This window comes from Yersinia sp. SCPM-O-B-9106 (C-191) (genome assembly GCF_026183365.1).
GTDB lineage: Bacteria > Pseudomonadota > Gammaproteobacteria > Enterobacterales > Enterobacteriaceae > Yersinia > Yersinia rochesterensis.
The window spans coordinates 1,558,422-1,570,576 of the sequence record NZ_CP110791.1; the positions used below are offsets into that span (position 1 = coordinate 1,558,422).

Sequence of the window (12,155 nt, forward strand, 5' to 3'; positions counted from 1 at the left end):
TAATTCACTAAATCAATAATCCATTAAATAGTTCTATTTCAACAACTTCGCCGACGTTTACTGAACCACGTTCCCGCTCAAGGACGATAAAACAGTTAGCTTGGCTAAATGAGCTAAATACATGTGAACCTTGATGGCCTGTCGTGCGCACTTCCAACTCATCTTGAGCATTAGTTGAGAAAACGCCACGTTGGAAATCTAGCCGGCCCGGTGTTTTTTTCAATTTTGTTATTGTTTTTGCTTTCAAACGTAACGGTGGCTGCCAATCAGAGTGACCGGAAAGTTTAGCAATGAGAGGTTGTACCAATTGATAAAATGTCAGTGCCGCAGAGACGGGGTTACCTGGTAGGCCACAGAACCAGGCATTTTCTAATTTACCGAAAGCAAAAGGTTTACCGGGTTTTATCGCTAATTTCCAGAAACCTACATCACCCAGTTCTTCCAACATTTGTTTGGTATAGTCCGCTTCGCCGACGGAAACCCCACCGCTACTAATGACCAAATCAGCAGATGCATTGGCTTGTTCAAATGCATTGCGTAATGCTTGTTGGTCATCACGGATGACGCCAAGATCAATGATTTGGCAACCTAATTGCTGCAGCATTAAACGTACCGCAAAGCGATTGGTATCGTAAATTTCCCCCTCTCCCAAGGGCTGACCGACTGGCTTCAATTCATCACCGGTAGAGAAAATAGCCACTTTCAATGTACGGAACACGGTAAGTTCGGCAATCCCTAATGATGCCAATAGCGGTAACTGTGCAGCACCGAGTTTAACGCCGGCAGGAAAAACAGCCGCCCCTTGCTGAATATCTTCACCTGCCAGCCGGATATTTTGTCCAGCATGTATATTGCCGCTAAATGTAACACCCTGCTCGCTCACAACCGCTTGTTCTTGCATGACAACAGCATCGGCACCTGCGGGAATAGGTGCGCCGGTCATGATCCGAATACAGCTATTTGCTGGCCATTCATCTTTAAAGGGGGCGCCTGCGAAAGCTTTACCCGCCACCGGTAATGGCAGGGTACTGCTAAGTTCATTACAGCACACAGCATAACCGTCCATAGCTGAATTAGCGAAAGGTGGCACGGCAATCGGTGATGTAATTGCACTAGCTGTGATACGTCCCGCAGCATCAGTGAGCGCTATGGTTTCGCTGGTCTGTAATGGCGTGATCTGCGACAGCATTTTCGTCAGCGCTTGCTCCAGAGAGAGTAAATCCGAGGTATTACCGTGATCCATGCTGAACTCCGTGATCTGAGGGCACCGTCGCCAGAAGCTATAACGGGTGCTGGGCAATCTATCAATTGAGAGAGGCATTATGGCAGAGATTGTTATGCGGGTGAATTGATAGGGGGCAAAGAGGCCACAGTCTGATACTACCTTGAGCAGTATGACTCTTTTCCTTTATTTGATTCCTCTTAAAGATCAATACAATGCAGATTTTATGATTAAGCATGTCAAAGACACAGAGATTAGCTCAATAAGTGAGTAAAACGTGTCCACAATAACCGCGGGCGGGATCAATATTAATTCAACTCTGGGGGGGAGAACTTTATGTTGCGGCATTAAAAAAAACTACAGATCGTATAATTTTTAGAAGTCTTCAGAATATCGGTCTTTTTGCCGCCAGAAATAGCAATGTTACTGATAAGACAAGTCAGTTTACTAGTGGTGGCGCTTATTACACCGGTGGTATAAATAAATCCGGGAATGGAGTAAGTGTTAATGTTAATAATGAGAAAAGTCACCTTGCTACGAATAGTGGTATTGTTTCCCGTTTAGATAGTGCGCAAGACATTAGTATTTATACTCATGGCGATATTATTCAACAAGGCGCTCAGCATGTGGCAGTGAGCGAGTTGTTGGCTGAAGGAAAAATATCACTAATTTAGCCAGTCACAATAGTTCATTTGGAAAAACGGATAAAGAAGATATCTCAGGCGGATTCGGTTTCAATATTGATTACAGTGGGATAATACGACCGATTAAAAAAGTGCTAGAGAACGATATAGCTAAAAATGGTGTAGTTCTGCCCAAGCTAAAAGTGCCTACTGCAGGTGTAGATATCACGGCACAAGGCAGTCAAACCGATAAATATAAAGACAGTACAGTGGTGTTTGTGACTTCAATCCGTGCCGGAGGGGAGATTAAACTGCCAGATAATAATAAGTTTATTGACGAAGGAACTCAATATCAGAGTGACGAGCTAATAAATCTTCATGCTAAAAATTACTTTAATAAATCGGCTATTAATAGTGAAAAAGATAATGAGCGAAAGCTGAGTGGGCAGGGGGACCTGAGAGTGGCAACCAGCACGGGTAATGATATAAAAATCTCTGGTAAGGGGGAAGGCAGAGTGTATAAAAATGGTTTTTACACCCAGGAAGCACTACCTAGTGTGTTTCAGTCCGAATTGGGGGTTAAAATTGACATCACTGATAGTGGCTACTTTCAAGCAACACAAATAGAAGGGGGGGTTAAACTTGGTTTGAAGTCCGGCTCTCAAAGCTTAGCCGTTGAGGGGAAGGGCCATACAGAGCAAAAAAATAGTTTTTATAATAATGCCATCAAAAGCAGCATTACTACTCTGGAGAATGTGAGGTTAGCAGCGGGTAATGGTGACTTGATATTGGCAGGTACTAATATTGACAACGAGGATAAATCGGTAGGAAATGTTAAATTATTCTCTAGGAATAATATTAAGCTGTTAGCATCGGTTTCTGATAGTGCAATTCGTGAAGATAAAGCCGGTGGTAGTCTGGTGCTCAGTATAAGCAAAGCTAGCTCTAATGATAATAGTACAACGGAAAGCGGTATTGGTTTTACGGCTGAAGAAAAGAGAGTTAATGAATCAACATTGTTTAGTGAGGGAGCCACTATTTACAGTGGCGGTAATGTTGCTATTAGCGCTAAGAGTGACAATAAAGAAGCCATTTATGCTCAGGGGTTACAGGTTAAAGCTCGGCAGGTTGATATCACCGCAGCAAACGGAGGCATATTATTAGAATCAGCACAAAGCCAAGCCCCTAAAGATAATATAGACTTCTTTATTTCAGCCAGTGCCAGTGGTTCAACAATATCAGGTTTAAATACAGATACTCCTACAGAACACAAGTTAACAGGAGGCAGTTTTAATATTAAAGATGATAAAAATAACCAATGGGTTATTAAACATCAGAATAGTCGTATAAACACCGAACGCACTTTCTTAGAAAACGGCAAAGATATGTTGCTGAAAGGGGAAAAAGTAGTTGTCGATAGTGTGCGGGCTGATATTGGCGGTAATTTGCATATTCAAAGTGTTAAAGAGTTTTATCTTATTGATAACAAAGATTTTAGATTAAATCTATCCTATATGGGGACGACTGACTTTGCGGGCGATGAAATGGCAGAGTTTGGCGGTTCAGGTAGTAATACCAATAAACAAGGTATTACTGAGATGTCAGGTTTTTATGGGACAAAAGATGTTGTGATTAATCACAACGGTACTAAAACCTTGGCCGAAGCTGAGGTGGTTAATGCGAGCAAACCGGTAGAATGGAATATATTCACCGTGAAACCGTTAAAACCAAAAGTTGTTGTCAAGGTGAAAGAACCAAAGCCTGATAATGTACAACCAGTATCTGACTATTCACATGCGATAGCACCGGTACACTAAATAAGTCAGCGCGAATAAACCAGCACTATGTTTTGGTCGATTTTGGTGAGGTAATTGCAATATCAGTGTTGTTCGCATTAAAGTTAGCGGAGAGTGTCGCAAGATACTTTCCGCTAATGTCAGAAAAGTATTATCCGCCATAGCTTCAGTTAGTGCTCACTAAATAACGCCGAATAGTTTCCAGTAAGTCTCTAGTCCCACAGCATGCATCATTATATCCTTCGGTATGTCTACGATTAATAACTCGGTCATGGGGGCAACCGCCGTGACAAATAGAAAACCATTCACAATGGCGCATTTTCTCAGTTGCCTCTTTTTCTTCACTGATAGCTTGTTGATTATGTAATGAGTTTGCGAGCAGGTCGGCTAAATCAGTATTCAATATCGAGCCATAAATACTATTGGCATCATCTCTATATTTGTCACAGGGAGATACATCTCCGTTAGGTTCCAGTGTAATGATTTCTTGTGAGCAATTGCCAGACCAATAACAGGCAGTGAGTTTTTTATCAGGATGTTCCAACACCTTAATAAAATCCTCGAAAATAGTAATGTGTATTTTTTCACGATAATCTTTTATCCAAATAATAAATAGATCTGATAAGAATTTGATGAATTCAGCATAACTGATGAAATTATTTCCAACATATTCCCCTGTGGTCAAGCGATTATCTGGTACAATATTAAGAAACTCAATGCCAGTCAATTCTATTGAAATAAAGTAAGTCAACATCTCTTTCATGTCGGTTTGATATACTTCGCGGTCAACAACTATCAGTGCACCATATAATATATTGTAATGCTGTAGTTTTTTTATCCCGCTGGCGATCCGTTCAGATGTACCCTTTCCTCGGTAGTCAACTCGCCGTTTATCATTAACTGCGGGTATACCATCGAGACTGATCCCAACGTTCATTCCGATGCCCTTAATAAAGGTTAACCACTCTTCAGAAAGATTCACGATATTTGACTGCATCGTATTAGTGATATATTGTTCTGGCCGCTTAAATTGCTGTTGTAGCCAAATGAGTTTTTTGAAAAAATCTGGCTTTAACAGTGTAATTTCACCGCCATGCCAGACAAACTCAAATCTATTTACATTAGGAATAGCTAGGATCTGCCGAACTGTATGGGCTAGTGTATGAAATGAAACTGTCTGATTAGGGCCTTCAGCCCATGAGTGACAATAGGTACAACGAAGGTTACATAAGCGAGTCGCCTTCAATACGATAACCAGTTTTTTTGCTTTAATAGGTTTTACCGAAATATTTCTTTTTAATGATTTATTGAATATCTCCAGTTCATTGGTATCGAGTAATTGCTCTGCTGGTATTTTACCTATGAGATAGGCTGATAGGGTTTTATATTCACATGCATCTAGTTTTTCCAAGTTATATCTATCTATACCGTTAATTGTAACGTAATCAATGTTTTTTACCGGTATTTTATTTTCCATAATACATTCCTATTTTATCATGTTAGTTTACCATCTTTCATTTTTATTATTCTATTTCCGAATGTTGAAGCTTCATCTGAGTGTGTTACCATAATAATAGTGGTTCCTTTTTGGTTTATATTTTTCAACTGCTGAAGTACCGTATGGGCATTTTTGCTATCTAAATTTCCAGTTGGCTCATCAGCTAAGAGCAACGCAGGGTTAGATACCATTGCTCTGGCAATTGCGACTCTTTGTTGTTGACCACCTGATAATTGCACCGGTTTATGCCCGCTACGGTTATCGATACCAAAAAGACTTAAAACTTGACTTACCTTTTCAATACGATCTTTTTTGGCAATACCGCGATACTTAAGGGGTAAGGCAATATTATCAAAAATAGATAAATGTGGAATTAGATTAAATGATTGAAATATATAACCTATCAAGTTTCTTCTTAATGTTGTTTTTTGAGAGTAACTCATGCGGACGATTTCTTTTCCTGCCAAGGTAAATGATCCACTATCAAGGTTGTCAAACATACCAATAATATTAAGCAATGTTGATTTACCCGATCCTGACGGCCCCATAATAGAAACAAAATCCCCTTCTTCAACACTAAAGCTAATTTGATTAATAACTCTGGTTTTAATCGTTTTGGTGGTATAACACTTTTCAGCATTTTGCATGTTCAACATGTTATTTGAACCCTATGATGTCGTATTCATTATTATTGGTGGCTGGAGGCATCACTATGACTTGTCCTATCTTCAATCCTGCTGTGACTTCTGTTTTCATTGAGTTGCGGCGGTTAATTTCAACTTGATATTTAATTGCATTATCATCTTCTGGTTGGTAAATATAGATATAATTACTCCCTTGCTTGTCCGAAAAAATACTATCAGTGGGAACCATTAACACATTGTTTTTTTCTTCTTGTAATGGGATTTGTATTTCTATAGATTGTCCCCGTTTAAGTGGCATAATAGTTTCTTGTAGTGGTACCAATTTTGCTTTGAATTTACCATTTTCAACAATAGTTGAAACCGATTCAATAAATAGTTTTATATTTTTACCATTTATTGATGAAATAATATGGCTTTGTGGTCTTATTTTATCGAGGTAATATTCACTAAAGTAAACATTAAAATAATATGATGTTAAATTATCGATTGTCGCTATTTTTCCTCCTGGTTTTATTTGCTGACCTAATTCAATATCCAGAACCGATAAAGTTCCATCAATAGGTGCGCTTATGACTAATTGCTTCATACCATTTTCAATAGTCTTCATCATTCTCTCAAGTAGAAAAATAGAATCATCTATGTTTTTAAATTGTGATGGAAATGATTTTTTATTTTTTTCATCATGTTCTCTCAATATGTCACTTTTTATTTTCCAATTTTTCAATATGTCTGTTTTATATTCCAGCTCCGACTTTGCAATCATGGATGCTTTATCAAGAACTTGGTGCCGATTCAAATCTTTAGATATTATAACTATTTGATGTAGAGCTTCTTGTAAATTAAGTTTTGTATCTCGATCATCTTGTTCCAACTGCATTTTCATATTACGAAGATTATTTATTTGTTCGGTAATATTCGCTATCCGCGATGTCGCTTCCAGCATAAATTCGTAGTTAGATAAGTGAGCAATGACATCACCTTTTACGACAGTATCAAATGCCTGCTTGACGACTTCAGTCACTTTCCCACCGCGTTCACTTGATACAATAATGCTTTCTCTCGGTACAGTGGTGGCTCGGGTAATCAGTACATCCTGATACACTTCTGCTTTGGTCGTATGAAAAACAGCATCTTCTCGAGAAATGAGTAATATACGTTGAGTAGAAGATAAATAATAAATATAATAAATCCCCGCAAAAAAAATAATTAATAAACTAAAAACCACTAATTTAGCTGTTATATTCACAGAGTCGGATGGTTCTATTTTTATATCCATAATTTTATTTATTACTTCTATTTTTCAGTATATTACTGAAAATGAACGTGATGACCATAATAACAACAATACTTAAAATGAAAATAATGAGCGATCCTGTGGCATAGACATAGGATAGCCCTTTGACCAAACTGTACTGTGCCAACCATTTATGCAATAGCAACAAACTTATAGGGAGTGATATTACCGATGCGATAAGGATGGGTATAATATTTTGTTGTATAAAGAAAGTAATATGGGTGTAAATAGAACCACCAATTGTCTCCATTATTTGTAAGGTTTTATCGAGCCGTTTTGTCTCCGAAATTCCAATTATTGTGGTACTCATCAACATTAACATTACTGAAAACAGTGTTACAGCATTGATTGTTTTCTGTATTAGTATGTTGTCATTAAAATATTCTTTATGTAAATTATTGACTGATACTATTTGTTCGCTATTAACATGGTAACGTTTTAATATATCGACTATCTTTCCTATATCCGGCATATTTTTAATTTTGATAGATCCATAACGTTGAGGACTATCTTTTTTAATAAAGATAAGTAATGGAGAGGGAGTCTCCTCTCGACCTGCAAGATAAAAATCATCTATTATTTTCAAAACTCTAACGGATTGTTGTGAATCATTTTCATTAATATAAAATAAAGTATTAAGTGTATGTTCATAGGATTGCATTCCCATTAATGTCATAAAAGACTTTGTGGCAATAGCATGGTGGATATTGCTGTTATCACTGGGTAATAGTGGGTTTTTGTCACCTGCTATTATTTTTATACCCCAGGTGCTAATGAAATTCTCATTTACACTAAGGGTGTTGACTGTAACTAATTTATCTTTTTCTTGTTGATGGTTATGGAATACATGAATATTACTGCGAGACATATCAAATGGTCGCCAACTGCTTATGGCAATATTAACAATGCCAACTTTACTCATTAATTCATCCTGTAAACTATTGATGGCAGTATTTGATTTTAACTCATCACTTAATTCGAATGTTATTACACTCTCTTTATCATAACCAAAGTTGTAATTTTTCATGAAATGTATTTGTGTCATTATTCCTGACCACAAGTAAATGATAATTCCAGCAATAATAATCTGTATGCAGAACATAATGTTATTTATGCGAAGAGAGTGAGGCGGTTGCGTATAAATTCCACTATAATAACTGTTATTGGGTAAGATAAAAGTCATTAAAAAAGTATAATGTGCGAGTAAAATAGCGGCATAAGTTATCGCTGCAGTAATAGAAAATGCGGTTGAGAAGTCATTGTTACCTTGGGTAAATATAAGTTCCTTGATGCTATAGGAAAACTGCGTAAGCGCCATTAAACTAAAAAGAGCAAGTAAAAGCACTAATGTAGTTTGTAATGTAGCGATAAAAAATGCTTCTGTGATTAGCTGATAACGAGATGCACCGATTGCTTTTTTTATATAAAAACTGTTTCTCTTTTTTGCGTTTATTACATTATTAATATTAAAGAAATTCATAGTGGTAGTAAAAAAGACAAATAGGCCTGAAACGTATAAAATGTTTAAGTATAATGGTGAAGTTACCGTGCTTATTTCATCCGGTAGTGCATTGTCGTAATGGATATCAGCAATATTACGCGCTGATAGCCGAATGAATTCTTCGGGGCTAAATGGGGCGCCGGGAAGTTGAGGTGCGTGTCTGATAACGAATGAGTTCAGTTGTTCTGGGGTTGGTTTCATTCCTGATTTCATCGTGATAAAAACATAGGCATGCATATCATACCAATCATGTCTTTTATCATGATAATCATCTATTATTTCGGGAGCGAATGCGATAACCGCAGTGGTTTTAAACCGGCTAGATTTATTGAACTCAACCACATCTTTAATGACGAACTGGCCTTTATCACCCAATGTAATAACTTGCCCTTGAGGATTTTCCAGATGAAGGTATTGCCGATTAAATTCAGGGGTAATAATAATCTCATTTTGTGCCAGATGGGGAATTTTTTGTTGAAAAAGATTTAATGTGTTAAGAAACTCGGCACTTACTGCATAGATATCAACATTTGAATGTATCTTATCGTTAACCTGTAAACGGGTAAAAATACGGGCTATAAAGTCGACATGTTTGATGTTGTTATCATTTTTTAATACTGAAATAAGTGGCAGGGGAGCTTGTGCTGATTTCACCTCATCCCCATTAGGCAGATTAAATAATGTCTCTATCCGATAGATATCTTTGTAGTTTTCATGATGTTTTTCAATACGTGAGTTTGTTAAATAAATGAGTAATACAAAAAACAATGATATTAATCCGATAGCTGTTATTAGAATTGCTAACAGACTTGATATTGGGCTTAGTTTCAGATCATTGATAAACTCACTGGTTAACATGGATATCTCACTGTTCTTAATAAAATATAATAATGGTTAATTTATAATTAATAGTGATATCTTTTACCTTTATATTAAGCTATGCGGCCCCAAGAATTAAGATGCTAATAAAAGCATCTTAATTCTGTTGCTATAAAGTAATCGCATTAGTTAATTTGCTATTGTGTGAAGCTTTTTGACCAATTCCATGCGGTAATTTTATTATTGATATTACTGTTTATTAGGTTTTCTATCTCATCGTCACTTATCGAGAGTAAGTTTTTTTTAAATGATTGCTCTAACGATTCTAACTTGGTTTTCAATGCCGCTAAATTGGCATTATTTGTTTTTCTATTGGGTTGGTGTGAAGTATACATATAACTCTCCATTTAAGTCATTTCCTTTTGCTTTTACTCAATTTCGAGAAGTGTTGAGTCAGTTATTTGTAATTCTTTTTTACGATTTTATCAATGTTTTTCTCGACATGTTTTTTATAGATGTTTATTAATTATATTATTAAAATTTCCACTTATTAGTTATTTTCGTAACGATAATAAGTTATATATCTGCTATCAAATAAAAAGCCCCCGAAGGGGCTTAAGCTATTTAATATGGGTAATCTAATTAGTTGTATCCGTTATGGGTGTAAATGTTCCGCATGGAAACGCAGATGATCTTCAATAAATGTCGCTATGGTGAAATAGCTGTGATCATAGCCAGGCTGAATACGCAGAGTCAGAGGCCAGCTACGCTGACGTGCCAACTCGGCTAATTTTGCCGGTTGTAGTTGATCGGCAAGGAACTGATCGACATCTCCCTGATCCACCAACATCGGCAACTGGGTTTCTGCATGTGTTAGTAAATGGCAGCTATCATATTGTAACCATTGGCTTTCATCTGCCCCCAGATAGGCACTAAAGGCTTTACGGCCCCACGGAACCTGACACGGATTGACTATCGGCGCGAAAGCTGAGGCCGATTGATATTGCTGCGGGTTACGCAGCGCTAACATCAGCGCACCGTGCCCGCCCATTGAGTGACCACAGATAGATTGACGCCCACTGACACTAAAGTGCTGGCGAATTAATGCCGGCAACTCCTGACTGATATAATCGTACATATGAAAATGCTTAGACCAAGGGGCTTGTGTTGCATTCAGGTAAAACCCAGCTCCTTGGCCTAAATCATAACCGTCATCATTAGGTACGTCATCACCGCGTGGGCTGGTATCCGGCATCACCAGCACCAATCCTAGCTCAGCCGCGATACGCTGTGCGCCCGCTTTTAGCGTGAAGTTTTCATCATTACAGGTTAGCCCCGATAGCCAGTAAACTACCGGCGGCGGGTTATCATCCCGTGGTGGTGGCAGATAGATGCTGAACGTCATATTGCAATTCAGGCTGCTGGCGGCGTGGCGATAGCGTTGCTGCCATCCACCAAACATCCGGTGCTCTTCGAGAAGTTCAAGTGACGTATTCATGCGTTGTCTGCCTTCCTGATCTATTTGTTTTGTAAAGTATGTTTTTGGGCAGAATCGCCGAAATGAATCACGGTACGAATGGATTTGCCCTCATGCATCAAATCAAAGGCTTCATTGATTTGATCCAACCCCATGGTATGGGTGATGAAATCATTCAGGGCGAATTTTCCATCCAGGTATTGCTGCACAATGCCCGGTAATTCTGAACGGCCTTTTACACCACCAAATGCAGAGCCACGCCAGACGCGGCCGGTCACCAGTTGGAATGGACGGGTTGAGATCTCTTCACCGGCACCGGCGACACCAATAATCACTGATTCGCCCCAACCTTTATGGCAGCACTCTAAAGCTGAACGCATGACATTGACGTTGCCAATACATTCAAATGAGAAATCTACGCCGCCATCGGTCAGCTCGACAATCACATCCTGAATAGGTTTATCATAATCTTTCGGATTGATCAGGTCAGTCGCGCCCAGTTTGCGGGCCAGCTCGAATTTGCTGGTATTCAAATCAATCCCGATAATTCGGCTGGCACCGGCCATTTGTGCGCCAATAACCGCCGATAAACCAATGCCCCCCAAGCCGAAGATAGCCACGGTATCGCCCGGTTTTACTTTGGCAGTATTGATAACGGCCCCCATGCCGGTGGTGACGCCACAACCGAGCAAGCAAACTTCTTCTAATGGCGCTTCTTTATTGATTTTTGCCAGTGATATTTCTGGCACGACGGTCAGCTCGGAGAAAGTCGAGGTGCCCATGTAATGGAAAATTGGCTGGCCATTTTTAGAGAAGCGAGTCGTGCCATCAGGCATCAGGCCTTTACCTTGTGTGCTGCGGATCGCCTGACACAGGTTGGTCTTGCCGGAGCGACAGAATTTACATTCACCACATTCAGGTGTGTACAGTGGGATCACATGGTCACCCACTGCAACACTGGTCACGCCTTCGCCAATGGCTTCTACAATACCGCCACCTTCGTGACCCAGAATGGCCGGGAATACGCCTTCAGGATCTTTACCCGATAAGGTATAGGCGTCAGTGTGGCAAACCCCACTGGCGACAATCCGCACCAGGACTTCGCCTTTTTGTGGCGGCATTAAATCGACTTCTTCAACGGATAGCGGCTGGTTTGGCCCCCATGCGACTGCGGCGCGGGTTTTAATCATCTCCATGGTGTTGCTCCTATAGTTTCTGCGTAATGAGTGTTATACCCGTCATACTTCAAGTTGCAGGTGTGTTGGCTGCCATCACTCACCC

General features: G+C 39.2%; 9 protein-coding genes. 1 reads left to right on the forward strand and 8 read right to left on the reverse strand.

Annotated elements, in window-relative coordinates; all coding sequences use genetic code 11:
- Positions 1-7: 7 nt before the first annotated feature.
- Positions 8-1,243 carry a molybdopterin molybdotransferase MoeA gene (gene moeA, locus OP863_RS07175; protein ID WP_265526026.1) on the reverse strand — a complete coding sequence of 412 codons (1,236 nt, stop codon included), beginning with the start codon at positions 1,241-1,243 and terminating at the stop codon, positions 8-10.
- Positions 1,244-1,997: 754 nt separating this feature from the next.
- On the opposite strand from moeA, the gene OP863_RS07180 reads away from it, so the two are divergent.
- Positions 1,998-3,662 (forward strand): hemagglutinin repeat-containing protein, encoded by a 1,665-nt coding sequence (locus OP863_RS07180; protein WP_265526027.1) that lies wholly within the window; start codon positions 1,998-2,000, stop codon positions 3,660-3,662.
- A 145-nt stretch (positions 3,663-3,807) separates the two neighbouring features.
- Here the strand turns inward: OP863_RS07180 and darE are convergent, their stop codons facing one another.
- The 7 genes from darE to OP863_RS07215 all read right to left on the reverse strand — a co-directional run bounded on the left by darE (position 3,808) and on the right by OP863_RS07215 (position 12,070).
- Entirely contained in the window at positions 3,808-5,118 is a 1,311-nt protein-coding gene (gene darE, locus OP863_RS07185; protein ID WP_265526028.1) for a darobactin maturation radical SAM/SPASM protein DarE, read from the reverse strand.
- Between the two features lie 17 nt (positions 5,119-5,135).
- On the reverse strand, positions 5,136-5,795 hold the full coding sequence (gene darD, locus OP863_RS07190) for a darobactin export ABC transporter ATP-binding protein (protein WP_265526029.1): 660 nt from the start codon (positions 5,793-5,795) through the stop codon (positions 5,136-5,138).
- Between the two features lies 1 nt (position 5,796).
- Complete coding sequence (darC, locus tag OP863_RS07195) at positions 5,797-7,059, reverse strand: darobactin export ABC transporter periplasmic adaptor subunit (protein ID WP_265526030.1); 1,263 nt, start codon at positions 7,057-7,059, stop codon at positions 5,797-5,799.
- A 4-nt stretch (positions 7,060-7,063) separates the two neighbouring features.
- Positions 7,064-9,436, reverse strand: coding sequence for a darobactin export ABC transporter permease subunit (gene darB / locus OP863_RS07200; RefSeq protein ID WP_265526031.1), 2,373 nt, complete (start codon positions 9,434-9,436; stop codon positions 7,064-7,066).
- Between the two features lie 158 nt (positions 9,437-9,594).
- Entirely contained in the window at positions 9,595-9,804 is a 210-nt protein-coding gene (gene darA, locus OP863_RS07205; RefSeq protein ID WP_416222822.1) for a darobactin family peptide antibiotic, read from the reverse strand.
- A 248-nt stretch (positions 9,805-10,052) separates the two neighbouring features.
- Positions 10,053-10,895: an S-formylglutathione hydrolase gene (gene fghA / locus OP863_RS07210; RefSeq protein WP_145588838.1), complete on the reverse strand. Its 843-nt coding sequence runs from the start codon at positions 10,893-10,895 to the stop codon at positions 10,053-10,055.
- Positions 10,896-10,915: 20 nt separating this feature from the next.
- Positions 10,916-12,070 carry an S-(hydroxymethyl)glutathione dehydrogenase/class III alcohol dehydrogenase gene (locus OP863_RS07215; protein WP_186368272.1) on the reverse strand — a complete coding sequence of 385 codons (1,155 nt, stop codon included), beginning with the start codon at positions 12,068-12,070 and terminating at the stop codon, positions 10,916-10,918.
- Positions 12,071-12,155 lie beyond the last annotated feature (85 nt).

Excerpts from the sequence above, each read along its gene's own strand:
- darE (WP_265526028.1), bottom strand. The coding sequence starts at position 5,118 with ATGGAAAATAAAATACCGGTAAAAAACATTGATTACGTTACAATTAAC.
- darB (WP_265526031.1), bottom strand. The coding sequence starts at position 9,436 with ATGTTAACCAGTGAGTTTATCAATGATCTGAAACTAAGCCCAATATCA.
- darD (WP_265526029.1), bottom strand. The coding sequence starts at position 5,795 with ATGTTGAACATGCAAAATGCTGAAAAGTGTTATACCACCAAAACGATT.
- moeA (WP_265526026.1), bottom strand. The coding sequence starts at position 1,243 with ATGGATCACGGTAATACCTCGGATTTACTCTCTCTGGAGCAAGCGCTG.
- darC (WP_265526030.1), bottom strand. The coding sequence starts at position 7,059 with ATGGATATAAAAATAGAACCATCCGACTCTGTGAATATAACAGCTAAA.
- OP863_RS07215 (WP_186368272.1), bottom strand. The coding sequence starts at position 12,070 with ATGGAGATGATTAAAACCCGCGCCGCAGTCGCATGGGGGCCAAACCAG.
- darA (WP_416222822.1), bottom strand. The coding sequence starts at position 9,804 with ATGGAGAGTTATATGTATACTTCACACCAACCCAATAGAAAAACAAAT.
- fghA (WP_145588838.1), bottom strand. The coding sequence starts at position 10,895 with ATGAATACGTCACTTGAACTTCTCGAAGAGCACCGGATGTTTGGTGGA.